Consider the following 23595-nt stretch of genomic DNA (forward strand, 5'->3'; position numbering starts at 1 on the left):
CCTGCGATTACGAAGAAGTTGGGATGTGAGGGGTGACTGAAGCTCAGCTCAGATGAACTTCTGGCCGGCGAGGAACTCCGCGAGCTGCTTGCCGCCCTCGCCCTCGTCCTTGACGATCGTGCCCGCGGTGCGCGCGGGACGCTCGGCGGCGGAGTCGACCTTGGTCCAGGCGCCCTCGAGGCCGACGGTCTCGGCGTCGATGTCCAGGTCGTCCAGGTCGAGCGACTTCACCGGCTTCTTCTTGGCGGCCATGATGCCCTTGAAGGACGGGTAGCGGGCCTCGCCCGACTGGTCCGTCACGGACACGACGGCGGGCAGGGACGCCTCGAGCTGCTCGGAGGCGGTGTCGCCGTCACGGCGGCCCTTCACCACGCCGCCCTCGACGGAGACCTCGGAGAGCAGCGTCACCTGCGGCACGCCCAGGCGCTCGGCGAGGATCGCGGGCAGCACGCCCATGGTGCCGTCGGTGGAGGCCATACCGGCGATGACGAGGTCGTAACCCGTCTCCTCGACGGCCTTGGCCAGGACCAGGGAGGTGCCCATGACGTCGGTGCCGTGCAGGTCGTCGTCCTCGACGTGGACGGCCTTGTCGGCGCCCATCGAAAGGGCCTTGCGGAGCGCGTCCTTGGCGTCCTCGGGGCCGACGGTGAGGACCGTGATCTCCGCGTCGTCGTCCGCCGCTTCCTTGATCTGCAGGGCCTGCTCGACCGCGTACTCGTCGAGCTCCGAGAGCAGACCGTCCACGTCGTCGCGGTCGACGGTCAGGTCCTCGGCGAAGTGCCGGTCGCCGGTGGCGTCGGGCACGTACTTCACACAGACAACGATCCTCAAGCTCACGCCGGCTCTCCTACTGCATCGTCATTACTGGGCTGCTGCCTTGGCTGCGGGCTACTGCCTTCTTGCAGGCAGCATAGGCGCCTGAAGCGGCGGGTCCCGGTTGGGGCGGCCCCGCTCCAACCGGAATATTACTCATGAGTACACCCAGTACTTTCCCCCTGAGCAAGCGCTTTGAACTGTGACCTTCGCAACGCTCCGTAATCACGCGCACCCCGCGTCATCGGGAACTCTCAGTCACGCAGCGCGTTGAAGCGTCCCTGGTGGTACAACAGCGGGCGGCCCGCCCCCGAGGGGTCTCCGGCGACGGCCTCGGCCAGGACCACCCGGTGGTCCCCGGCGGGCACCCGCGCCACGATCCGGCACACCATCCAGGCGAGCACGCCCTCCAGGACCGGCACGCCCTCGGGCCCGTCGAACCAGCGCGTGGGCGCGCCGAAGCGGTCGGCGCCGCTGCGGGCGAAGGTGGCGGCGAGTTCCTGCTGGTGCTCGCCGAGGATGTGGACGCCGACGTGCTCGGCCGCGGATATCGCGGGCCAGCTGGAGGCGCCGGTGCCGATGCCGAAGGAGACCATCGGGGGTTCGGCGGAGACCGAGGTGAGCGAGGTGGCGGTGAAGCCGACGGGGTCCGCGCCCCGTGCGGTGATCACGGCGACTCCGGCCGCGTGCCTGCGGAAGGCGGAGCGCAGCAGGTCGGGCGTCGCGAGCTGGGGGGCGGAGAGGTCGGGCGTGGCCGTCATGGAGTTGTGTCCTTCTGCCGAGAGGTACGAACGGGTCCGTGGCTGCTCAGCGGGACCAACAGCGCGCACTGGCATGGCGCGCGAGGTCCACGTGGACACGCTCGTAGAGAAGGAGCTCCGGGGGCATGGCAGCAGGCTGACGATAGATGCCGGGTGCAGTCAAGCCCGTTCCGTGATGTGAAGGCTCCGTGGACCATCGCATATCGCTCATACCGCCGCCCCCAGGGCCGCGATCACATCGGCCTTCCGCGGCTGTCCCGCCGCGCGCCGCACCTCGCGCCCGGCGGCGTCCAGGACGAGCACGGTCGGGGTCTTGTCGACGCCCAGGGCGCGTACGAGATCGAGGGCGGCCTCCGCGTCGATCTCCACGTGGGCGACGCCCGGGACCATGGCGGCGACGTCGGCGAGGACCCTGCGGGTGGCCCGGCACGGCTGGCAGAACGCGCTGGAGAACTGCACGAGCGTGGCTCTCTCACCGAGCTCCGCGCCGAGTTCCGCCACACCGAGCGGCACCACGCCCTCACCTCCGCGCACCCCTGTCACGCGTGCCCCGCCTTTCCCGCCCCCACCGAGGGCCTCGATCCGCCCCACCGGGGCTCCACATACGTCCATCCCTACAGCGCACGCGCGTACGGAAAGATTCCGACGTGACGAGAATCTCGCGCGATACGGGCACCATGGCTGGCCAGCCGCTCGTTCTTGGGGCACGATCTGGCGGAGCCGTAGACCCTACGGATCCGTAACTTAGCTTCCTGCCAAAGGCCCTCTCCTCTGGCAGACACGAAGGGCCCTCCCCAGCCATGGCAGAACTCGTCTACCGACCGGTCATCGGCGCCGCCAAGACCTTCTTCAAGGCTCTCGACCTGAAGATCGACTGCAAGGGCTCCGAGAACATTCCGCGCTCGGGCGGGGCGGTCCTGGTCAGCAACCACATCAGCTACCTGGACTTCATCTTCGACGGCCTCGCGGCCCTGCCCCAGAAGCGCGTGGTGCGCTTCATGGCGAAGGAGTCGGTCTTCCGGCACAAGATCTCCGGTCCGCTGATGCGCGGCATGAAGCACATCCCGGTGGACCGCAAGCAGGGCGAGACGGCCTACGCCCACGCCCTGGACTCGCTGCGCGCCGGAGAGATCATCGGCGTCTTCCCCGAGGCGACGATCTCGCAGTCGTTCACGCTGAAGTCCTTCAAGTCGGGTGCCGCGCGCATGGCCCAGGAGGCCGGGGTCCCGCTGATCCCGATGGCCCTGTGGGGCACGCAGCGGCTGTGGACGAAAGGGCACCCCCGCAACCTCAAGCGCCAGGGCCTGCCGATCACGATCCGCGTCGGCGAGCGCATGGAAGCCCCCAAGGACCAGTACGCGGGCGCGATCACGCGCCGTCTGCGCGAGCGCTGCCAGGAGCTCCTCGAGGCCGCGCAGCGCGCCTACCCCGTGCGCCCCAAGGGCCCGGAGGACACCTGGTGGATGCCGGCGCACCTCGGCGGCACGGCCCCGACGCCCGCCGAGGTCCGCGCCGCCGAGGCGGGCTGACCCACCGCCCGGCCGGGGCGTGCCCTATCCCACCGGCGCGTGGACGGTGACGCGGGCCCCCGGGCTGACCTTCTCCAGGAGCTCGGCGAGTTCGGCGCCCGCCGCCTCCAGGCCCGCGTCCGGCCCCATGCCCTCGAGCAGGAAGATCGCGTTCACGCTCGCCTCCGTGAGGCGGGTGCGCGGGCCCTGCCGACAGTTCCAGCGACGGCAGGTGACGCCCTCGTCGTCGCGCCAGACGACCTCGCCCGGCTCCGGGTGCTCGACGGCGCGCTCGCCCGCCGCCATGGTGACGAAGTCCTCGTCCCCGGTGGCCCGCACGAGCCGCATGTCGCCCTTGATGTGGTCCAGGTCCTCGCCGCCGACGGGGATCAGACGGGCCACGCTGATCGCGTTGTAGACGTCGACGAGCGCGTTGATCCGCGGCAGTCCGCCGTCCGCGAGCGCCCGCTTGGCCAGCGCCTCGGCGGAGTTGCGGGTGCGCGAAGGCTTGGCGCCGAAGGCCGTGTACGCGGCGCGCCAGGCCACCATGTGCGGGTCCTCGTGCGGGGCGCGGCCCTCGAGGCGGGCGGCGAGGCGGCGGGCGGCGTCGTCGAGCAGGGCCGAGGTGGTGTCGGTGCTGGGGCCGTTGACGAGGTCGTACGCCTCGATGGCGACATGGGTGAAGCCGGGCGCGAGCGTGCGCACCTCGTCGGACACGGTGAGGGTGAGCGTCATGGTCTGCCTTGGTTCGCGGAAATCGACGGAAGTGCAGCATAGGGCACCATCGAGTGCACCATGTTGGACTTCCGTCGATTTCCGACCCCTACGGCAGGCCCCAGGCGGGCTCCGTCCCGTTCGCCCGCACATCACGCGGGCGCAGCGACGGCCTGGCCCCCTTGGGCGTGATCACCGCGGACTGCCCGCGCCCGAGCGGCACGCTGATGACGTCCCGGCCCGTGTACGGCAGCGGCCGTCCGCCCTCGTCGCGTACGTCGATGGCGCCGGTGATGCCGTGCCGCAGCCGCAGCGGCTCCCCGGCCTCGCTCTCCACCCTGATCCACTCGGTGCGCCCGTCGCGCCGTGAGGCGTCGACGAGGAACGCGCCCTGTGTGCGCACCTGTTGCAGGCTCGCGTCCGCCCAGGTGCGGGACACGGCGGGGAAGACCTTCAGCACTCCCCCGTGGCTCTGCGTCAGCATGTCGAGCAGGGACTGTCCGGCGCTGATCGGGCTCTCCAGCGCGAAGTTGGAGCCCTCGCGGTACATCGTGTTGGGCGTCATCGCGCACTTGTCGGTGACGTTGCCGTCCAGGAAGAACCGCAGGTGGCGCAGGGCTTCCTCGGGCTTGCCGAAGAGCGTCTCCATGGAGGCGGCGGCCGCGTAGCTGTAGCCGTGCCAGCGGTCCTGGCGACCGGCCCAGTGGTCGAAGGTGCGCCGGTCCAGCTTCTCCTGGAGCGGATAGAGCCACAGCAGGTGCGAGTAGTGGCGGTGCGACTCGGCGAGCGGGACGCCGTCGCCGATCATGACGCCGTTCTCGTTCTCGTGGTACGGCACGAGCCGGTCGCGGATGTCGCGCCAGCGCTTCTCGTGCGGGTCGCGCAGCCGCAGCCGCCGCGCGGAGTCCAGGAGCGTGGTGACGCCCCAGCGCAGCAGCGAGAGGTCGTAGGTGCAGTCGGAGGCGTTGGCGTACTCCGGGGAGCGGGTCTCGGGCAGGTGGAGGCGGCCGTCGGAGCCTTCGGTGAGGTGCCGCGCGTAGTAGGTGACGGCCTTGGTGAGGACGGGGCGGATGACGTGCCGCAGGACGTCGTCGTCCATGTGGTGGCGGTAGGTGACCCAGGCGTTGTGCAGCGCCCAGGTGAGGTTGCCGGTGTGGTCGTTGGGGCTCTCGCCGGGGATGCCGACGTAGCGGGGGCCCGAGCGCAGCTTCCAGTCGCCGGGGTGGCACAGGGCGTAGGTCTCGCCGTCGCGCAGCCTCGGCCAGATGTTGGACTCCAGGTTCTCGTGGTGCTTCGCGAACGTCGGTGTGACGGCGTCGAGTTCGCGGTGGTTGGAGCCGTTGGCGATCGGATACGTCACCTGGACGTTGGTGTTCCACCAGATGCTGGTCCAGTTGTTGCCGGTCTCCGGGAACCAGGGTCCGAAGACGGGGGTGACGGGCCCGTGGCTGCGGGTGGCGCACGCCAGCTTGTAGAGCTGGATCCAGTAGAAGCGCTGCACCTTCTTGTCGGGTACGGACACGAAGCTGCGCCGGTGGAAGGCGTGCCACCAGTCCCGGTGCCGGGCGATCGCCGCGTCGGGCGAGCCGTCGAGGGCGCGCCGCACGGTGCGTTCGGCCTCCTCGCGACCGGTCGAGCTGGGGTGTCCGTACGCGATCGTGGCCGCGAGGAGCCTTTTCGTGCCGGAGCGCACCTCGCGCCAGGCGGTGGTGTAGCCGCCGCCCGCGTGCAGGGGCTGTTCGACGACGCCGGGGGCGGTCGTCGGGTCGGGGTTCGCGGTGTAGTCGGGCGGGACGCGGGTGGTGCGGGTGGTGTGCGAGGGCAGCGCCGTGAAGCCCCAGGCGGCGGCCTCCTCGCCCGCGCTCGGCTCCGACGACACAAGCAGGACGTCTTCCTGACTGAGGATCAGGGCGGTGAACCGCACACTGCCGCGCGCCGTGGTGATGGTGCCCGTCAGCTCGGCGTTGTCGAGGTCGAGCCGCCAGTCGACGCCGGTGATCGTGCCCGCGAGGGTCAGCGTGAAAAAGCCGACGCCGAGCCGGGAGTAGCCGATCGCGGCCTCCCACTGACCGCGCTGGTCCTGCACGTACGAGTGGTTGATCATGACACGCAGGACGTTGCCCTCGCCGGGCTTGACGTACAGATGGGCGGCGAGGAACCCGTTGCCGAGGAACGAGCCCTCCTGCCAGCCGCCGGGCGGGCGCCGCCACACCATCGCGGCGTCGCGAAGGAGCGCGCCGTGCACGTCGTCCGGCGCGGCGGCCGGGGGTCTGCCCCAGGCGACAGGGGACCCGGCCGCCACTAACGCTCCGGAGGTGCCTGCGACGAACGCGCGCCGCGAGATGGGGGACATGGCGAGGCCTTCCGACAGAGGACAGCGCGACAGCTCGGACGGCACGCAGCATCGACGCCCGGACGGGTACGCGTCAAGGAATCCGACAGGAATAGGTCGGATGAATCTCCAACCAATGCGTCGCGCATGGGAATTGCGAGAGCATTGGCTTCACGTACTCGACCTGTCCTCCGATGAATGACCTCGCACCCTCACCCGGCCCACCCGGCCCACCCGGCCTACCCGGCGGCCGGCAGCTCCGTCGGCAGCGTGTCCCACAGCTGCGGCCGGTCGGCGGCCTGTTGCAGGCAGGCGAGCACCGACGGGTGCGGGGAGGCATGGAGTTCGGGGTAGTCGACCTCGCCCGTCGACGCGTCCGGGATCCAGGCGAGCCGCTCGCCGTCGAGGCTGAACTGCGCGTCCACGCCCGGCTTGTTGCCGCGCGGGTCCTGCCGGTGCCAGGCGCCGTCGAGGCGCACGGCGACAAGACCGTGGACGGCGAAGCCGCTGCCGTCGTCGTGCAGGAGGCGCTGATAGCACAGCGCCGTCGGGATGTCCTCGGCGCGCAGGAGTGCGGCCAGGGCGTGGGCCTTGGCGTGGCAGATGCCGGTCCTCTGCTCCAGGACGTCGGAGGCGCGCCAGGTGACGCGCGTGTCACCGGTGTCCGCGGAGTGCGGGACGGCGTCCCGTACGAACTCGTAGGCGGCGCAGGCGTATGCGTAGGAGTCGGCCGCGTTCTTGGCGAGCCGGGCCGCCGTCTCGCGTACCAGGGGATGCGTGTGGTCGATGACCTCGTCCGCCGTGAGGTAGGCCGAGAGGTCCGGGGTCTGCTGGATCAGCTGCATGGCGAGCGAGCATAGGAAAGCGGCCGATCGACAGTCAATGACTTTTCGATCGGCCGCATACTTATGCAATGCCCGGGTCGGGTGGTTCGGCTAGCGCGCCATTTCTTCCTTCAGCGCCGCCACGAAGGCGTCCACGTCGTCCTCGGTGGTGTCGAAGGAGCACATCCAGCGGACGTCGCCGGCCGCCTCGTCCCAGAAGTAGAACCGGAAGCGCTTCTGCAGCCGTTCACTGACGTCGTGCGGCAGGCGCGCGAAGACGGCGTTGGCCTGGACGGGATAGAGGATCTCCACGCCGTGCACCGCGCGGACGCCCTCGGCGAGGCGCTGCGCCATCTCGTTGGCGTGCCGGGCGTTGCGCAGCCACAGGTCCTTGGCGAGCAGCGCCTCCAACTGCACGGAGACGAACCGCATCTTGGAGGCGAGCTGCATGGACAGCTTGCGCAGGTGCTTCATGTGCCGCACCGCGTCCTGGTTCAGGACGACCACGGCCTCGCCGAACAGCGCGCCGTTCTTGGTGCCGCCGAACGAGAGGATGTCGATGCCGACCGCGTTCGTGAACGTCCGCATCGGGACGTTCAGGGACGCGGCCGCGTTGGCTATCCGGGCGCCGTCGAGGTGCACCCGCATGCCGAGGCCGTGGGCGTGCTCGACGATGGCGCGGATCTCGTCCGGGGTGTAGACGGTGCCCAGTTCGGTGTTCTGGGCGAGCGAGACGACCTGCGGCATCGCTCGGTGCTCGTCCTCCCAGCCGAACGCCTGCCGGTCGATCAGCTCGGGGGTGAGCTTGCCGTCGGGCGTCGGCACGGTGAGCAGCTTGATGCCCGCGACCTTCTCGGGGGCGCCGCCCTCGTCGACGTTGATGTGCGCGCTCTCGGCGCAGATCACCGCGCCCCAGCGGTCGGTGAGCGCCTGGAGCGCGACGACGTTCGCGCCGGTTCCGTTGAAGACCGGGAAGGCTTCCGCGCTCGCCCCGAAGTGGCTGCGGATCACCTGCTGGAGGGCTTCCGTGTACTCGTCCTCGCCGTAGGCGACCTGGTGGCCGCCGTTGGCGAGGGCGAGGGCCGCGAGCACCTCCGGGTGCGTACCGGCGTAGTTGTCGCTCGCGAAGCCGCGGACGGCGGGGTCGTGGTGCCGGCGCGCGTCGGTCTTGGGTGGGTTCACGGCTTCTCGGTCAGCCACAGACGGTTTCCGTTCACTTCCTTGGCGGGCCGCTCCCAGACTCCGGCGATGGCCTCGGCCAGCTCCTTGACGTCGGTGAAGCCCGCGAACTTCGCGCTCGGCCGCTCCGCCCGCATCGCGTCGTGCACCAGCGCCTTGACCACCAGGATGGCAGCCGCCGCGCGCGGCCCCTCGTCGCCCCCGGCCTTGCGGAAGGCGTCGCCGAGCGCGAGCGTCCAGGCCTCGGCGGCGGCCTTGGCGGACGCGTACGCCGCGTTGCCCGCCGTCGGCTTCGATGCGCCCGCCGCGCTGATCAGCAGATAGCGGCCGTTGCCGCTGCGCTGCAGGCCGTCCTGGAAGGCGAGCGAGGTGTGCTGGACGGTGCGGATCAGGAGGTCCTCCAGGACGTCCCAGTCGCCGAGGTCGGTCTCGGCGAAGGAGGCGCTGCCGCGCCAGCCGCCGACGAGGTGCACCAGGCCGTCGACGCGGCCGAACTCCTTCTCGGTGCGGTCGGCCCAGGCGCGGGCCGCTTCCAGGTCGAGCAGGTCGACGGTGTCGCCCGTGACCGTGGCGCCGCCGTGGGCGTACCGCGCGGCGTCCACGGCCTCCGCGAGGCGTGCGGCGTCGGCGTCGGAGGCGACGACCGTGGCCCCGGCCTCAGCGAGCCTGAGCAGTGTGGCCCGGCCCGCGGGACCCGCGGCCCCGGCTACCGCGACTACGGCTCCGTCGAGTGCGGACATGGTCCTCGCCTCCTTGTTGCGGTCGCTCACGCGGCGACCTTCCCGGCTCCCGAGCCCGCGGTGATCCCCTGGGTGGAGGCGATCACTGCCTTGAGCTTCTTGGAGAGCGCCTCATAGAACATGCTGAGCGGAAACTCGTCCGGAAGCACCTCGTCGACCAGTTTCCGCGGCGGCAGCGAGGTGTCCAGGGCGTCGGGGCCCTTGGCCCAGCGCGAGCCCGGGTGCGGGGCGAGATAGGTGGAGACCAGGGCGTATCCGGCGAGCCAGTGGACGAGCTTGGGGCGGTCGATGCCGTCCCGGTACAGCTTCTCGATCTCCGCGCAAAGCTGGTTGGTGACCTGGGGCGCGCGCTCCCAGTCGATCTTCAGCTTGTTGTCGGTCCAGCGGACCACGTCGTGCTTGTGCAGGTAGGCGAAGAGCAGCTGGCCGCCGAGGCCGTCGTAGTTGCGCACGCGCTCGCCGGTGACCGGGAAGCGGAACATCCGGTCGAAGAGGACCGCGTACTGCACGTCGCGGGCCTGGGACACGCCGTCGGCCTCGAGCTTCACGGCCTCCTTGAAAGCCGTGAGGTCGCACCGCAGCTCCTCCAGGCCGTACATCCAGAAGGGCTGCCGCTGCTTGATCATGAAGGGGTCGAACGGCAGGTCGCCGTGGCTGTGGGTGCGGTCGTGGACCATGTCCCACAGGACGAAGGCCTCCTGGCAGCGGTCCTGGTCGTCGAGCATCGCGCGGACGTCGGCGGGCAGCTCGATGCCGAGGATGTCCACGGCGGACTCGGTGACGCGGCGGAAGCGGGCCGCCTCGCGGTCGCAGAAGATGCCGCCCCAGGTGAAGCGCTCGGGGGCCTCGCGCACGGCGATCGTCTCGGGGAAGAGGACGGCCGAGTTGGTGTCGTACCCGGGAGTGAAGTCCTCGAAGGTGATGCCGCAGAACAGCGGGTTGTCGTAGCGCGTGCGCTCCAGCTCGGCGAGCCACTCGGGCCAGACCATGCGCAGCACGACCGCTTCGAAGTTGCGGTCCGGATTGCCGTTCTGCGTGTACATGGGGAAGATCACGAGGTGCTGCAGGCCGTCCTCGCGGCGGGCCGCGGGCTGGAAGGCGAGCAGCGAGTCCAGGAAGTCCGGCACCACGAAGCCCCCGTCGACCCACCCGCGCAGGTCGCTCACGAGCGCCTGGTGGTACGCCTCGTCGTGCGGGAGCAGCGCGGTGAGCGCCTCGACGCCGGATATGACGCGGTTGACCGCGGCCTCCGCGTCGACCCGGGTCGGGGCGCCCTCGCGCTCGAAGTCGATGGACCCGTCCTTGGACTGCCAGGGCCTGATTTCCTCGACGGCACTCTTGAGTTCCGGCCAGGCCGGGTGATCCACCACTCGTCCGTCACGGATGGCGTCGCCACCCTCCATCGCCGTGTGCACAAGAATTTCCGTCATGACCCATCCTCCACGGGAGAACCTCGCGTATGGACACCGTATGTGTGCGGGGTTCTCCGTTTCAAGAGGGGATCCGGGAAATTATCCTGCCCCACCCCCGGTGATGCCGCTGTTTTTCCTGTCTCCCACCGTCGAGACGATCGCATCTCTCACTGTTTCCTGAGCGGCGCGGGCATCCGCGAGGAGCTCCGGGAAGCCGAAGAACCCGTGGAACATGGCCGGGAAGTGCCCCTCGACGACGGGGACCCCGGCTTCTCTCAGCCGCGCCGCGTAGGCCCTGCCCTGCGCGCACAGGGGGTCGTGGCCCGCGGTGACGACGACGGCGGGCGGCAGGCCGGAGAGGTCGGCGGCGAGGAGCGGCGAGACGCGCGGGTCCTTCGGGTCGCCGCCCGCGCGCAGGAACGCGCCCAGGTACTGCTCGCGGAACCAGCGGCTGTGGGCGGGGGTGAGGAAGCTGGTGTCCATGTCCTCCGAGTCCTCCGAGTCCTCCGAGTCCTCCGAGTCCTCCGAGTCCTCCGAGCCGCCGCGGTCACGCGCGTCCACCGCCGGATAGATCAGCACTTGCAGCGCCGGCGACGGGCCACCCCGGTCGCGGGCCGTGAGCGCGGACACGGCCGCGAGGTTGCCGCCCGCGCTGTCGCCCGCGAGCACCAACGGGCCGTCCTCGCCGCCGAGTTCGGCGCGGTGCGCGGCGGCCCACAGGACGGCGGCGTACGCGTCGTCGACGGCCGCCGGGAACGGGTCCTCCGGGGCGAGGCGGTAGTCCACGGAGACCACGGCGGCGCGCGCCTCCCGGCACAGGCCGCGCGCGGTCGCGTCGTGGGTGTCCACGCTGCACAGGGACCAGCCGCCGCCGTGGAAGAAGACGACGGTGGGGCGGGGCCCGGCCGCCTCCGCCGTTCCCCGGCCGGGGACGGCCTCGGGCAGGTAGCACCGCACGTGGAGGTCCGGCGCCCCGGACGGCCCCGGGACGAACCGGTCGGACACCGAACCGACCCGCGGCGGCGGGAACGGTGACGCGGGCGCGGCGGCCAGGACGCGGCGCGCCTCGGCCGCGTCGGTGACGGCACCGCCGATGTCGGGGAAGAGCGCGGTGAGCGCGGCCACGAGGGGCCGGGCCTCGGCGGCTAGGGGGACGAGGGCGGGCGGGGGCGGCCCGGCGGCCTCCCCGGCACCGCCGACCGCGCCGGAACGTGCCGCGCGGCCCCGTGCCGCATCGGAAGCTGTCGCGCCGGGAACTGCCGCACCGGAACGTTCCTCACCGAAGCGTGCCGCATCAGATGCCATCTCAGGCTGCCTTCCCATGCCGGGGACGAAAGTGCGGAATGACCGTCCTGCCCCACTGCCGCAGCGTCTCCAGGCACGCCTCCTGCGGCACCGTGCCCATCTGGACCAGGCACATCACCTCGTCCGCCCCGGCCGCCCGCAGCCGCTCCACGTAGGCGATGGCGTCGGCCGCGGTGCCGTAGGCGTGGTCGGCGCGGAACACGGCGGTGGCGGACGGGCGTACGGGGATGTCCTGCTCGTTCAGGCGTGCCACGACCTGCTCGCCCGCGGTGCGCAGCGCGGCCGCCTCGTCGGCGCCGTCGACCACCGCCTCGTCGGGCAGCCCCGCGCCGCCGTACCAGTGCGCGATGGACTGCGCGAAGAACCGCTGGCCGCGCAGGCCCACGCGCCTGGCCTCCGCGCCGTCGTCGAGCACGATGGTCGGGCAGAGCACGGCGAAGTGGTCGTTGACGACGCTCGACACGAAGTGGTCCGGCGTACGCGCCGCGACGGCGTCGTCGTACACGCGCCGCATCCCGGCGATCGACTCGGGCCCCGCGAAGCCCATCACCAGCGCGCCGACGCCGAGCCCGGCCGCCCGCTCCAGGGTCTCGGCCCTGGAGCACGCGAGGAACAGCGGCGGGTGCGGGGTCTGCGCGGGGCGCGGCAGGATCGGGTGGGGCCCGATGTCGAGCAGCGGGCCGTGGTGTTCCAGCTCGTCGCGCTCCCAGGCCTTGGCGACGACGCGCAGCGCCTCCTCGACCTCCTGCGCCGTGCGGTCCGGGTCGACCCCGCACAGCGAGGTCTCCTGCGCCGTGCCGCCGCGGCCCGCGCCCAGGTCGAGCCGTCCGCCGGAGAGCAGGTCGAGCATGGCGGCCCGCTCGGCGACGCGCGCGGGGTGGTTGAAGTTGAACGGCATGCAGACGACGCCGTGCCCGACGCGGATGGTGCGAGTGCGTGCGGCCACCCAGGTCAGGAAGACCTCCGGTGCGGACATGTGCGCGTACCACTTCAGGGAGTGGTGCTCGACCGCCCAGACGCGGTCGAACCCCATCTCCTCGGCCAGGACGGCCTGTTCGACGCAGTCGTGGAGGAGCCGGTGCTCGCGGTCCACGGTCGGATCGGCGAGTTGCGCTTCGAAGATGACGGAGAACTGCACGTTGCCTCCAGGGAGTCGGACCTCCGGGACGCTCGCATGTTTCAAACAGTCATATGACTAGTCGTCAGATCTTGAAGAGGCAAGGGGCACGACAAGGGCGGCGGGAGAAGCGGCCGAAGCGCTCAACTCACGCCAGACATAGCTGACATGAGGCGCCAAGTGTGGCTGATTACGCGTTCTCCCTCAAACCCCGTGAGGCCACTAGCGTTCCCCGGCGCGGGGGCGGCCAAGGAGGGGTGTCACAGGCATGTTCTACCGCTTGTTCAAGTGCGTCGCGCTGGTCCCGCTGCTGCGGTGGCTGTTCCGGCCGCGGATCGAGGGGCTCGCACACGTGCCCGCCGCGGGCGGGGCGATCGTCGCGGGCAACCACCAGTCGTTCTGCGACCAGTTCCTGCTGGGGGTGACGCTGAGACGGCGCATCAACTTCCTCGCGAAGATGGAGTACTTCACCGGCAAGGGGCTCAGGGGCCGCCTGGCCGCCGCGTTCTTCCGGGGCATCGGGGCGATCCCGGTGGACCGGTCCGGGAACGGGGCCGGGCGCGCGGGGGTCGAGTCGGGGCTCGCGGTGCTGCGCGGCGGCGGGCTGCTCGGGATCTTCCCCGAGGGCACGCGCTCGCACGACGGCCGCCTGTACAAGGGCCGGGTGGGAGTGGCGGCGATGGCACTCCGAACGGGTGCGCCCGTGGTCCCCTGCGCGATCATCGGCACGTTCGAGGCGCAGCCCGCGGGGCGCAGGGTGCCGAGCATCGTGCCCCTGACGCTGCGCTTCGGCGAGCCGCTCGACTTCTCCCGCTACGCGGGCATGCAGGACCAGCGCGCCGCGCTGCGGGCCGTCACGGACGAGATCATGTACGCGATCCTGGTCCTGTCCGGCCAGGAGTACGTGGACCAGTACGCGGTGGACGCGAAGGCGGAGGCACACACGAAGACCCTCGCCGAGCAGGCGGCGGCCCCGCGAACGCACTGAGCCCCAAAGGCTCGCGGGCGGACCCTTGCGCGCACACCGGCCCGTTCACTTCAATGCGGCCCATGGCAGCCCCGCTCCCGACCCCGAGCCCCCCGCCCGCCCCGCTGCCGCCGACCGCGTGGGCCGTGCTCGGGCTGCTGTCCTTCCCCGGCGAGCGGACCGGCTACGAGCTGAAGAAGTGGGCCGACTCCTCGCTGCGCTTCTTCTACTGGTCACCGGCCATCAGCCAGATCTACGCCGAGCTGCGCCGCCTGGAGGCGCTGGGGTACGCCTCCTCGCGCCGGTCGGGCCCGGAGGAGCCGCGTACGAGACGGGCGTACGCCATCACGGACGCGGGCCGGGCGGCGCTCGCGGGCTGGGCGGCGGGCGGGCAGGACGCCGGGCCGCCGGTGCTCAAGCATCCGCTGCTGCTGCGGGTCTGGCTCGGCCACCTCACCGAACCGGCCCGGCTGCGCGCCCTGGTGGACGAGCACATCGCGCACACCCGGGACGAACTGGCGCAGGTCCAGGGCGCCCTGGCGCATGCCGAGGGCGTCGAGGGCTGGAGCCATCCGCAGATCGCGCTGCGCTGGAGCGCCCGCCACCTGGAGGGCGAACTCGAGCTGGCCGAGGCACTCCTGACCGACCTCGACGGCCTCCCGGAGGCTCCGGGAGACGGCCCTGGTCAACGCCCGGACGACGCGCCCACCCACGGGTGAGACCGCTCGCGATCAAGGGCTCCGCGGGGGTAGGACGGGCCGGGTCAGCCGACTCCGCCCGAGAGAGGCCGCGAACCCTTGAGCACCCGCGCCGTACTTGTCGCCGCCCTCATCACCGGACTCATCCTGGGGATCGTCGGAACCAGACCGGACGACTCCACTCCGCCGCGCAGGGACGGTCCCATCGCGGAGGCGGGCCATTAGGCTGCGCCTTGCCGCGTGGTCATGAGCCGCCGAGCCGCGCGGAGCCGAGCCGCCGTCGACGGAAGCGAGTGAACCTTGAACTTCCTCACCATCGGTCATCGCGGTGTCATGGGTGTCGAACCCGAGAACACCCTGCGTTCGTTCGTCGCCGCCCAAGCCGCGGGCCTCGACATCATCGAACTCGACCTGCACCTCAGCAAGGACGGCGCCCTCGTCGTCATGCACGACGCGGACGTGGGCCGCACCACCGACGGCCGGGGCGCCATCGCCGACAAGACCCTGGCCGAGCTGCGCGACCTGGACGCGGGCAAGGGCGAGCGGATCCCCGTCTTCGAAGAGGTCCTGGACGCCGTCAAGGCGCCGCTGCAGGCCGAGATCAAGGATGTCGCGGCGGCCCGCGCGCTCGCCGACGTCATGCACGCGCGCGATCTGACCGGCCGGGTGGAAGTGCTCTCCTTCCACGACGAGGCGATCGCCGAGATCGCCCGGCTCGTCCCCGGCGTGCGGACCGCGCTCGTGGCCAGCCGCTACGGCACGGACGTCGTGGAGCGCGCCACCGCGGTGGGCGCCACCACCCTCGTGCTGAACATCCGGCGCCTCACGCTGGAGATCGTGGAGCACGCGCGCAAGGCCGACCTGCGGATCATCGGCTGGGTCGTGAACACCCAGGACGACCTGCGCCTGGTGCGCGCGCTGCAACTGGACGGCGCCACGACGGACTACCCGGAAATCAAACGCACGGGCCGCTTCACCGCCTGACGGCCCGCGCACGCACCCGCCCCGCGTGCCGGGGCACCGCTCAGCCGATCTCCTTCACCAACAGCTCGAACTGCAGGTCGTCGCGCTGCGGGACGCCGAAGCGCTCGTCGCCGTACGGGAAGGGGCTCATCTTTCCCGTACGGCGGTAGCCGCGCCGCTCGTACCAGGCGATGAGTTCGTCGCGCACCGAGATCACGGTCATGTGCATCTCGCGCGCCCCCCACGCCTCGCGCGCGATCCGCTCCGCCTCCGCCATGATCACCTTGCCGAGGCCCGCGCCCTGGAGCGTCGGGCTGACCGCGAACATCCCGAAGTAGACGTGCTCGCCCCGGTGTTCCAGCTGGCAGCAGGCGACGACACGGCCCTCGATCTCGACGGCGAGCAGCTTGCTCCCGGGCTTCTCGATGACCGCGACGACACCCTCGGGGTCGGTGCGCTGGCCCTCGAGGATGTCCGCCTCCGTCGTCCACCCGGCCCGGCTGTCGTCCCCGCGGTACGCCGACTCGATGAGCGCGACCAGCGCGTCGACGTCGTCCACGGTGGCGTCCCGGAACGTCGGGTCGCCGTGGGTCCTGGGGCGCGGTGCGGTGTGCATGGGCGCGTGTCTCCGATCTCCGGAGCCGCGGCGCGTGCCGGGCCCCGGCTGCGACGGGTTTCCGTACGGCGGCGGCGCCACTCCCGCACCACCGCGCGCACCGCCGAGGGTAACCCGGCACTAGCGTGCGCAAGCATGGTGCACGTACTCAGCAGCAGGATCCTCCTGACCCCCACCGACCTCGAACGCTCCCGCACGTTCTACGGCCGCGACCTGGGCCTGGCGGTGTACCGCGAGTTCCGCACGGGCTCGGAACGCGGCACGGTCTACTTCCTCGGCGGTGGCTTCCTCGAACTGTCCGGCCGCTCCGACGCACCCAGGTCCCCCGCCGTCCGGCTGTGGCTCCAGGTCGCCGACGTGACGGCCGCCCACGAGGAACTCTCGGCACGCGGCGTCGAGATCCTGCGCCCGCCGGTGCGGGAGCCGTGGGGCCTGATCGAGATGTGGATCGCGGACCCGGACGGCACCCGGATCGCGGTCGTGGAGATCCCGGAGGACCATCCGCTGCGCTACCGCCCCTGAGGACACCCCGCGCCTCCTCCCTTCACCTCCCCCGCTTCCCTTGCCCCCACAAGCGCGCTCGGGCGGCGACCCGCGCCCCCGACGTGCTCCCGCCGTACCTCCATGCGCTCCCGTACGCCGCCCCGGAGCCGGGCATCGACCCGACGACGGCGTGACGTCGATCGAGGAGGTGCTCAGGTGCACGGACCGGGGTCGGCGAGCTGGCTGCTCGTGACGCTCTGTGCGGGGAGCGGCGCCTACTGCCTGCTGCGGATGCGCAGCCGCGTCGAGGAACAGCGGCGCACGGCGGGCGGTGAGGCGCTGATGGGGTTCGGCATGGCGGTGATGGCCCTGCCCGCCACGGTGGTGCAACCGCCGCGCGGCGTGTGGATCGGGTACGCGGCGGTGTTCGCCGCCGCCGGCCTGTGGACGGCGTGGCCCGCGCGGCGCGCACCGCGCCATCTGCACCATGTCGTGGGCGCGCTCGCCATGGTGTACATGTCCGTGGCGATGGTGGCGGCGCCGGGCGGCCACGCCGGTCACGGCGGCGCGGGCGTGCCGCTGGTGACGGGCGCGCTGCTCCTCTACTTCGCCGGCCACGTCCTGCTCTCGGGGGCGCGCCTCGCGCCGGTGGGGGCGGTGGTCGCCGGGGGCGAGGGGGTCGCGGGCGGGGGCGGCGGGCCCGGGGGGTGGGCCGACCGGCCGGAGCTGGTGCGGGTGTGCCGCCTCGCGATGAGCATGGGGATGCTGGCGATGCTGGTGCTGATGTCGTGAGGAGCCTCGCGCCCCGGGCGGGACACGCCGCAGGGGCCCGTGACACCTGATTCCGTCGTGGCGTACGTCACTTGCGGTGGCTGCCCATACCCCCGCGTGGCGCGGCCCTCATAGGGTTGACCCATGATGGTCCCCGTCGCGCTGTTGCTCCTTGCCGCGCTGACCGCCGTCGTCGCCCCCAGACTGCTCGCGAGGGCCGACTGGGTGGAGCGCGAACCGGTGGTCGCGCTGTGGGCTTGGCAGTGCGTGGTGGCGGGTGTCCTGCTGTGCTGCGCCCTTTCGATGACGTTCAGTGCGGCGTCCGCCTGGCAGGCGGTGCGCGGGCACCTGTTCGCGCCCGCGCCGCGCGGCGTCGTGGAGGCGTACGCGCTCGGACCGACCCCGTGGGCGGCCGTGACGGCGGTGGCGCTCGCGTGCGGCGGCGTGTGGACCGCCGCGATGCTCACCCGGGAGATCGCCCGGGCCCGCACCCGGCGCACCAAGCGTCGTGCCGAACTCGTCGTGCGGGCACCGCTGTTGCCCGGCGAGGAGCCCGGCGCCGACCGGCTCGTGGTCCTTGAGGGCGAGCGGCCCGACGCCTGGTGGCTGCCCGGCGCCGCACCTCAACTGGTCATCACCACGGCCGCGTTGCGCCGCCTGAAGGGCCGTCAGCTGGACGCGGTGCTCGCCCACGAGCAGGGCCACGCGCAGGCCAGGCACGACTGGCTGCTGCACTGCTCGGGCGCGCTGGCCGCGGGCTTCCCGCAGGTCCCGGTGTTCGCCGCGTTCCGCGACGAGATGCACAGGATCGTGGAACTGGCCGCCGACGACGTGGCCTCGCGCCGCTTCGGGCGGCTCACCATCGCCCTCGCCCTGGTCGAACTCAACGAGGAGCGGGGCGTGTTCGGGCCCTGCCCGACCCCGCAGGCGCATGTGCCGCAGCGCGTGCACCGGCTGCTCTCGGCCCGGCCCCGGCTCACGGCCGGGCGGCGGCTGCGGCTGACGGCGGCCGCGGCGCTGGTGCCGGTCGTCCCCCTGCTCGTGGCGTTCGTCCCGGCGCTCCGCGCCCTCGGTTAGTCCGGCACTTCACGCCCCGGTTGGGCGCCGCCGCCCTCCATCGGCCAGGATCAACGCATGCCTTCCGCACCGCCCGCACCCCCCGGAGCAGCCCGGCGCGCCATCCGCGCCCCGCGCGCCGCCCTGTTCCTCGCCGTCCCGTCCGTGCTGCTGCTCGTCCTCGTCGCCGCCGAGTGGCATCCGCTGCTCGGCCTGGACGACGACATCGCGCGGACCACCCACCGCTGGGCGGTCGGGCACTCGGGCCTGACGCGGACCGCGCGCATCCTGACGGACTGGGTGTGGGACCCGTGGACGATGCGCGCGCTTGTGACCGTTGTCGTGCTCTGGCTGGTGGCGCGGCGCGCCTGGTGGTTGGCGGGCTGGCTCGCGGCGACCAGCCTGGTGGGCACGCTGGTGCAGCAGGGGCTGAAGGCCGCGGTGGGGCGGGAGCGGCCCCAGTGGCCGGACCCGGTGGACTCCGCGCGCTACGCGGCGTTCCCCTCCGGGCACGCGATGACCGCGACCGTGGTGTGCCTTCTGATGCTGTGGCTGCTGCGGCTGTACGGCGCCGGGGCCCTGGTGTGGCGTGCGGGGCTCGCCGTCGCCGTGGTGTCCGTGGTGGGCGTGGGGTTCACCCGGGTGTGGCTCGGCGTCCACTGGGCGTCCGACGTCGTCGAGGGCACGCTGCTCGGGGGGCTCACGGTGGCGGTGGCCGTGACGGTGTACGAGCGCTTCGTGCCCGAGGAGCAGCGCCCGGACCGCGCCGAGCGGCCCTGACCCCGTCTCCCGCGCCGCTCGGTGCGTCCTTGACCCTCGTTCGCCCGGTCCCGGAGGATCGTTGCCATGGCAATCAAGGGCGTGCTCTTCGACTTCTCCGGGACGCTGTTCCGCATCGAGTCCACCGATTCCTGGCTGCGCGGCACCCTGGCCGCGAGCGGGCTGACGCTGCCGGAGGAGGAGGTGGCGCGGCTCGCGGCGGCGCTCGACCGCGCGGGCGCGCTGCCGGGCGGCTCACCGACGGTCGACGTACCGGAGCACCTCGCGGACCTGTGGCCCCGGCGCGACCAGAGCGCGGAGCTGCACCGGGCGGCGTACACAGGCATCGCCCGCACCGTGGAGCTGCCGGATCCCGCCCTCTACGACGCGCTCTACGAGCGGCACCTGACGCCGGAGGCGTGGCGGCCCTACGACGACGCGCTGGAGGTCCTGCGGGGGCTGCGGGCGCTGGGCGTGCGCGTGGGGGTCGTCAGCAACATCGGCTGGGACCTGCGGCCCGTCTTCCGGGCGCACGGACTCGACCCTTACGTCGACGCGTACGTCCTGTCGTACGAGCATGGCGTGCCGAAGCCGGACGCGCGGCTCTTTGCGCAGGCCTGCGCCGGGCTCGGAGTGGCTCCGGAGGACACGCTGATGGTGGGCGACGACCGGCGTGCGGACGCGGGTGCGGCCGCGCTGGGCTGTGCGGTGCACTTCGTGGACCATCTGCCGGTGGCTCGTCGGCCCGACGGGCTGCGGCCCGTGCTCGGGCTCGTCGAGGGCACGGGCGCACGCTGAGGCCGGGGGTCCACCGCCCTCGCCGTCAGGACTGGTAGTTCTCGACCTGCGCCACCGGGCGCGGCCGCACCGTGTCGGGGTCGCCGCCGAACTCTTCCTTGGCCCGCCGCCTGCGCAGCAGGTCCCAGCACTGGTCGAGTTCCCGTTCCAGGACACCCAGGCGGGCCCGCTCCGTCGTCTCGTCGATCGCTCCGGACGCGAGCGATTCCCGCAGGGTCTTCTCGGCGTCGACCATCTCGCTGATCCGCGCCAGAATTTGCTGTTGGTCCATGTCCAAGCGCCTCCTCGGCCCCCGGCCCACTGTAAGGAGGCGGAGCCGGATCCGCGAGAAGAGCGCGGACGGGCGCGCGACGGCCGGGGCCCCAGGCTGCCCAAGGGCAGGCAACACTCCCCCGCGGTGTTGCCTGCCCCAGACCGCACCGGCCCATGACGGCCAGGGCCGGGTCGTCCTGAGTATATTGGCTGTGAGCCAGTCAACGCAGGAGTTACAGGATGTCCCCGCGTAGCCCATCGGTCAATGAAGAGTTGCGGCGACGTTCCCGCGAGCGGCTTCTGCAGGCGACGGTGGAGCTGGTCGGTGAGCGTGGTTACGAGGCCACGACCCTCGGCGACATAGCCGACCGGGCCGGTTCGGCACGCGGCCTGGTGTCGTACTACTTCCCGGGGAAGCGGCAGCTCCTGCAGTCGGCCGTGCACCGCCTGATGCATCGGACGCTGCAGGCGGCGCTCGAGCGGGAGCCGCGCACGGAGGACGGGGACGAGCTGCTCGCCCGCGCCATCGACGCGATCCTGGGCCTCGCCCGCGACCAGCCGATGCTGATGCGCACGCACATGGCCGGCATCCTCCAGGCCGAGGGGTTCGTGCAGTGCCCCGAGCAGCAGCGCCTCGCCTTCCTGCTGCGCGAAGCGGTGTCCCGGCACGGGTCGCCGGAGGCCGAGACGGACTACCGCATGCTGCGCGCCCTGCTGATGGGCGCGGTGTTCGCGCTGCTCATCCCGGGCGCGCCGATGCCGTTCGACGTGCTGCGCGCCGAGCTGTTCCAGCGGTACGACCTGGACTGGAAGCGCGGCGTCCCGCCGGGCGACGAGCCGCCCGAGGGGTCGTTCAAGACGTGAGCCGCGTACGGGTGATCCGGGCCGGGGCGAGGGCGCCCGAGGACGGCGGGGAGCGGGCGGCGGCGGTCGTGCCGGAGCTGGTCTGGTACGCGGCCTACGGCTCCAACACGCGGCGGGACCGCCTGATGCACTACATCGAGGGCGGCCGGCCCCCGGGCGCCGCCCTGGCCTCGCCCGGCTGCCGGGACCCGCGGCCGCCGCGGGCGTCGGTGCCGGTGGAGCTGCGGGGCGTCGTGTACTTCGCGACCGAGTCCGCGCTCTGGTCGGGCGGCCGGGCGTTCTACGACCCCGACGCCCCGGGGCGGGTGTACGCGCGCGCCCATCTGGTGACGGCGGAGCAGTTCCGCGACATCGCGGCGCAGGAGATGTACCGGGCGCCGGGGACGGGCCCCGACCTGGCCCCGGCACTGCGCCACGGCCGGGCCCGCCTCGGTGAGGGGCGCTACGAGACGCTGGTGTGCCCGGGCACCCTGGACGGCCTTCCGGTGCTCACGTTCACCGCGCCGTGGGCGCTGGGGGACGTGCCCCTCAACGCCCCCTCCGAGGGCTATCTCCGGCAGCTGGCCGCCGGGCTCCTGGAGGCGGACGCGTGGGACGGGGCCGCTGTGGCCGGGTATCTCGCGGCGTGCCCGGGGGCGGCGGGGCGGTGGACGGCCGAGCGGGTCGCGGAGCTGCTGCGCGGGTGACCGCCCGGCCGGGGCGCGGCATGACTCACGCGGCGCCCGCCTGGGCCCGCTCCTGTCGCCCTGCCCGGGGCCCGGTCCGGTCAGGTGCCGCAGATCTCCGCGAAGCGCCGGGCGTCGACGTTGCCGCCGGAGAGGATGATGCCGACGCGGGGCGGCACGCGGTCGACGCGGCCGCTGAGGGCGGCGGCGAGGGCCGTGGCGCCGCTCGGCTCCAGGACGGTCTTCAGGCGTTCGAAGGCGAACCGCATGGCGTCCCGGATGTCGTCGTCGGAGACGAGGGCGATGTCGTCGACGAGCCGCCGGTTGATGGAGAACGTCAACTCGCCCGGGATCTCGGCTGCTTGGCCGTCGGCGATGGTGCGCGGCACGGGGATCGTCACCCGGTGTCCGGCCGCGAGCGAACGCTTGGTGTCGTCGCCCGCCTCCGGCTCGACGCCGACCACGCGGACGCCGTCACTGAGGCCCTTCACGGCGGTGGCGCTGCCCGCGATCAGCCCGCCACCGCCGACCGGCACGAGCAGCAGGTCCAACTCGCCGACCTCCTCGACGAGTTCGAGGGCGGCCGTACCCTGTCCCGCGATGATGTGCGGGTGCTCGTACGGCGGGATCAGGGCGAGGCCGCGCTCGGCGGCCAGGGTCGCGCCGATGGCCTCCCGGTCGCCGGTGTAGCGGTCGTACGTGACGATCTCCGCGCCGTACCCCTCGGCCGCCGCGCGCTTGGAGGCCGGGGTGTCCTCTGGCATGACGATGACGGCGCCGCTGCCCAGTTCGCGGGCGGCGAGGGCGACGGCCTGGGCGTGGTTGCCGGAGGAGAACGACGCGATGCCCTTGGCCAGTTGCTCCGGCGAGAGCCGGGACACGGCGTTGTAGGCGCCGCGGAACTTGAAGGCGCCGACGCGCTGCTGGTTCTCGCACTTGAGGAACACCTCGGCGCCGACTCGGGCGTCGAGGGTGCGCGAGCGCAGCACGGGGGTGCGGTGCGCGACGCCCTTGAGCCGGGCCGCCGCGTCGCGGACGTCGTCGAGGGTGACCGGGGGTGTGCTGGTCATGCGGTTGCTCCCTGTCTCGTCATGCGGATGCCCCCGGTGCGGTGTCGGGCCCGTCCTTCGGGGGCTCCTGGGCCCGGGCCTTGGCGAGGTAGCTGTACGCGGAGGCACGGGAGATGCCGAGGCGCTCCGCCACCTGGGGCACCGCGCGCCGGACCGCGAAGACGCCGCGCTCGTCGAGCCCCCGGAACAGCTCGACGCGTTCGGCGCGGTCGAGCTCGCCCCACGGGCGGCTGCGCTTGAGCTGATAGGCGTCGACGACGGACCCCACGACGGCGTCGATCACCTCGGCGGAGTCGCCGAAGGTGGTCGTCGGCACCTCCGCGGGGACCGCCACACCGGCGAGTTCACCGATGAGCGAGCCCACCTGCTGGACGGCGGTGATGTCGAGGTTGACGCACAGCGCGCCGAACACCGCGCCGCCGCTGTCGCGCAGCAGCATCGTGGACGACTTGACCAGCTTGCCGTCCTGAGTGCGGGTCAGATAGTTCAGCTCGTCGCGCGCCTCGTCGCCGCGGGCGAGCATGCCCATCCCGATCTCGCTCATGGCGCCGCCGACGCTGCGCCCGGTCACGGACCCGGCGATCGACACGACGGACTCCTCCGGCCGCCGGTAGTCGTGGACGACCACTTCGCACAGCGAGCCGAAGGTGGCGGCGATGCCGTCGGCGACGGGGACGAGCGCGGCGAGGATCGCGTCCCGCTCGTGATCCCGGGGGGAACCGGCGTCTTTGGGGCTGTCCGCGGCGCTCATCTCGGTCCTCTTGCTCCTCGCGCTTCTCGTGCTCCTCGTACTTCCCAGGCGTGACCGCGGTCCCGGCCCTGCGACCCGGACGCCTGGACACAATGTACATGCCTTGGACGAAAATTCCAGATGCCGATCACCGCCGGAGGCCGGCCGGGCGAGCCGTGACGCCAAGGGCCCCCGGCC

The 23595-nt window shown here is 72.3% G+C and carries 26 protein-coding genes; 11 read left to right on the plus strand and 15 right to left on the minus strand.

Annotated features, from left to right (window positions below; translation table 11 throughout):
- Positions 1-48: 48 nt before the first annotated feature.
- The 3 genes from ACFVHO_RS36280 to ACFVHO_RS36290 all read right to left on the minus strand — a co-directional run bounded on the left by ACFVHO_RS36280 (position 49) and on the right by ACFVHO_RS36290 (position 2117).
- Positions 49-837: an electron transfer flavoprotein subunit beta/FixA family protein gene (locus tag ACFVHO_RS36280; RefSeq protein WP_087883011.1), complete on the minus strand. Its 789-nt coding sequence runs from the start codon at positions 835-837 to the stop codon at positions 49-51.
- A gap of 230 nt (positions 838-1067) precedes the next feature.
- Positions 1068-1574 carry a flavin reductase family protein gene (locus tag ACFVHO_RS36285; RefSeq protein WP_385724455.1) on the minus strand — a complete coding sequence of 169 codons (507 nt, stop codon included), beginning with the start codon at positions 1572-1574 and terminating at the stop codon, positions 1068-1070.
- 207 nt (positions 1575-1781) lie between these two features.
- Positions 1782-2117 (minus strand): TlpA family protein disulfide reductase, encoded by a 336-nt coding sequence (locus ACFVHO_RS36290; RefSeq protein WP_385724458.1) that lies wholly within the window; start codon positions 2115-2117, stop codon positions 1782-1784.
- A 257-nt stretch (positions 2118-2374) separates the two neighbouring features.
- Here ACFVHO_RS36290 and ACFVHO_RS36295 point away from each other — a divergent pair, with 257 nt between their 5' ends.
- Positions 2375-3103 (plus strand): lysophospholipid acyltransferase family protein, encoded by a 729-nt coding sequence (locus tag ACFVHO_RS36295; protein WP_385724461.1) that lies wholly within the window; start codon positions 2375-2377, stop codon positions 3101-3103.
- A gap of 24 nt (positions 3104-3127) precedes the next feature.
- On the opposite strand, the gene ACFVHO_RS36300 is transcribed toward ACFVHO_RS36295, so the two are convergent.
- The 8 genes from ACFVHO_RS36300 to ACFVHO_RS36335 form a co-directional block, all read right to left on the minus strand.
- Complete coding sequence (locus ACFVHO_RS36300) at positions 3128-3817, minus strand: B3/4 domain-containing protein (protein WP_385724464.1); 690 nt, start codon at positions 3815-3817, stop codon at positions 3128-3130.
- A gap of 88 nt (positions 3818-3905) precedes the next feature.
- A complete protein-coding gene (locus tag ACFVHO_RS36305) occupies positions 3906-6149 on the minus strand; it encodes a glycoside hydrolase family 95-like protein (RefSeq protein WP_385724467.1) in 2244 nt (747 codons plus the stop codon).
- 218 nt (positions 6150-6367) lie between these two features.
- On the minus strand, positions 6368-6973 hold the full coding sequence (locus ACFVHO_RS36310; protein ID WP_385724468.1) for a transglutaminase domain-containing protein: 606 nt from the start codon (positions 6971-6973) through the stop codon (positions 6368-6370).
- Between the two features lie 90 nt (positions 6974-7063).
- Positions 7064-8134 (minus strand): threonine aldolase family protein, encoded by a 1071-nt coding sequence (locus ACFVHO_RS36315; RefSeq protein WP_385724471.1) that lies wholly within the window; start codon positions 8132-8134, stop codon positions 7064-7066.
- Positions 8131-8871 (minus strand): SDR family NAD(P)-dependent oxidoreductase, encoded by a 741-nt coding sequence (locus ACFVHO_RS36320; RefSeq protein WP_385724474.1) that lies wholly within the window; start codon positions 8869-8871, stop codon positions 8131-8133. Before ACFVHO_RS36320 ends, ACFVHO_RS36315 begins: the two co-directional genes overlap by 4 nt.
- Positions 8872-8897: 26 nt before the next feature.
- Positions 8898-10301 carry a DUF6421 family protein gene (locus ACFVHO_RS36325; protein WP_385724476.1) on the minus strand — a complete coding sequence of 468 codons (1404 nt, stop codon included), beginning with the start codon at positions 10299-10301 and terminating at the stop codon, positions 8898-8900.
- A gap of 81 nt (positions 10302-10382) precedes the next feature.
- A complete protein-coding gene (locus ACFVHO_RS36330; protein ID WP_385724479.1) occupies positions 10383-11588 on the minus strand; it encodes an alpha/beta hydrolase in 1206 nt (401 codons plus the stop codon).
- Between the two features lies 1 nt (position 11589).
- Positions 11590-12726 (minus strand): LLM class flavin-dependent oxidoreductase, encoded by a 1137-nt coding sequence (locus ACFVHO_RS36335; protein WP_385724482.1) that lies wholly within the window; start codon positions 12724-12726, stop codon positions 11590-11592.
- A gap of 247 nt (positions 12727-12973) precedes the next feature.
- On the opposite strand from ACFVHO_RS36335, the gene ACFVHO_RS36340 reads away from it, so the two are divergent.
- The 3 genes from ACFVHO_RS36340 to ACFVHO_RS36350 all read left to right on the plus strand — a co-directional run bounded on the left by ACFVHO_RS36340 (position 12974) and on the right by ACFVHO_RS36350 (position 15354).
- Positions 12974-13693, plus strand: a complete 720-nt coding sequence (locus ACFVHO_RS36340) for a lysophospholipid acyltransferase family protein (protein WP_385724484.1) — start codon at positions 12974-12976, stop codon at positions 13691-13693.
- A 62-nt stretch (positions 13694-13755) separates the two neighbouring features.
- Positions 13756-14391: a helix-turn-helix transcriptional regulator gene (locus ACFVHO_RS36345; RefSeq protein ID WP_385724487.1), complete on the plus strand. Its 636-nt coding sequence runs from the start codon at positions 13756-13758 to the stop codon at positions 14389-14391.
- 279 nt (positions 14392-14670) lie between these two features.
- Positions 14671-15354, plus strand: a complete 684-nt coding sequence (locus ACFVHO_RS36350; protein WP_289954139.1) for a glycerophosphodiester phosphodiesterase family protein — start codon at positions 14671-14673, stop codon at positions 15352-15354.
- A 40-nt stretch (positions 15355-15394) separates the two neighbouring features.
- Here the strand turns inward: ACFVHO_RS36350 and ACFVHO_RS36355 are convergent, their stop codons facing one another.
- Entirely contained in the window at positions 15395-15949 is a 555-nt protein-coding gene (locus tag ACFVHO_RS36355) for a GNAT family N-acetyltransferase (RefSeq protein ID WP_385724489.1), read from the minus strand.
- A gap of 135 nt (positions 15950-16084) precedes the next feature.
- On the opposite strand from ACFVHO_RS36355, the gene ACFVHO_RS36360 reads away from it, so the two are divergent.
- The 5 genes from ACFVHO_RS36360 to ACFVHO_RS36380 all read left to right on the plus strand — a co-directional run bounded on the left by ACFVHO_RS36360 (position 16085) and on the right by ACFVHO_RS36380 (position 19816).
- Entirely contained in the window at positions 16085-16471 is a 387-nt protein-coding gene (locus ACFVHO_RS36360) for a VOC family protein (protein WP_385724492.1), read from the plus strand.
- Positions 16472-16648: 177 nt separating this feature from the next.
- Positions 16649-17224: a DUF5134 domain-containing protein gene (locus ACFVHO_RS36365; RefSeq protein WP_385724495.1), complete on the plus strand. Its 576-nt coding sequence runs from the start codon at positions 16649-16651 to the stop codon at positions 17222-17224.
- A 123-nt stretch (positions 17225-17347) separates the two neighbouring features.
- Positions 17348-18280 (plus strand): M56 family metallopeptidase, encoded by a 933-nt coding sequence (locus tag ACFVHO_RS36370; RefSeq protein ID WP_385724498.1) that lies wholly within the window; start codon positions 17348-17350, stop codon positions 18278-18280.
- 57 nt (positions 18281-18337) lie between these two features.
- Entirely contained in the window at positions 18338-19039 is a 702-nt protein-coding gene (locus tag ACFVHO_RS36375; RefSeq protein ID WP_385724501.1) for a phosphatase PAP2 family protein, read from the plus strand.
- 66 nt (positions 19040-19105) lie between these two features.
- A complete protein-coding gene (locus ACFVHO_RS36380; protein ID WP_385724504.1) occupies positions 19106-19816 on the plus strand; it encodes an HAD family hydrolase in 711 nt (236 codons plus the stop codon).
- 25 nt (positions 19817-19841) lie between these two features.
- On the opposite strand, the gene ACFVHO_RS36385 is transcribed toward ACFVHO_RS36380, so the two are convergent.
- The gene (locus tag ACFVHO_RS36385) at positions 19842-20087 is read right to left on the minus strand and encodes a DUF2630 family protein (protein ID WP_385724506.1); all 246 of its coding nucleotides are present in this window, start codon (positions 20085-20087) and stop codon (positions 19842-19844) included.
- A 221-nt stretch (positions 20088-20308) separates the two neighbouring features.
- Between ACFVHO_RS36385 and ACFVHO_RS36390 the strand changes: the two genes are divergently transcribed.
- Together ACFVHO_RS36390 and ACFVHO_RS36395 are read left to right on the plus strand one after the other, a co-directional pair.
- The gene (locus tag ACFVHO_RS36390) at positions 20309-20932 is read left to right on the plus strand and encodes a TetR/AcrR family transcriptional regulator (protein ID WP_385724507.1); all 624 of its coding nucleotides are present in this window, start codon (positions 20309-20311) and stop codon (positions 20930-20932) included.
- Positions 20929-21618, plus strand: coding sequence for a histone deacetylase (locus tag ACFVHO_RS36395; RefSeq protein WP_385724510.1), 690 nt, complete (start codon positions 20929-20931; stop codon positions 21616-21618). Before ACFVHO_RS36390 ends, ACFVHO_RS36395 begins: the two co-directional genes overlap by 4 nt.
- An 80-nt stretch (positions 21619-21698) precedes the next feature.
- Here the strand turns inward: ACFVHO_RS36395 and ACFVHO_RS36400 are convergent, their stop codons facing one another.
- Together ACFVHO_RS36400 and ACFVHO_RS36405 are read right to left on the minus strand one after the other, a co-directional pair.
- On the minus strand, positions 21699-22667 hold the full coding sequence (locus ACFVHO_RS36400; protein WP_385724512.1) for a threo-3-hydroxy-L-aspartate ammonia-lyase: 969 nt from the start codon (positions 22665-22667) through the stop codon (positions 21699-21701).
- A 19-nt stretch (positions 22668-22686) separates the two neighbouring features.
- Complete coding sequence (locus ACFVHO_RS36405; RefSeq protein ID WP_385724514.1) at positions 22687-23418, minus strand: transcriptional regulator; 732 nt, start codon at positions 23416-23418, stop codon at positions 22687-22689.
- Positions 23419-23595 lie beyond the last annotated feature (177 nt).

The organism is Streptomyces sp. NPDC127108, assembly GCF_042677545.1.
In the GTDB taxonomy this organism is placed as follows: domain Bacteria; phylum Actinomycetota; class Actinomycetes; order Streptomycetales; family Streptomycetaceae; genus Streptomyces.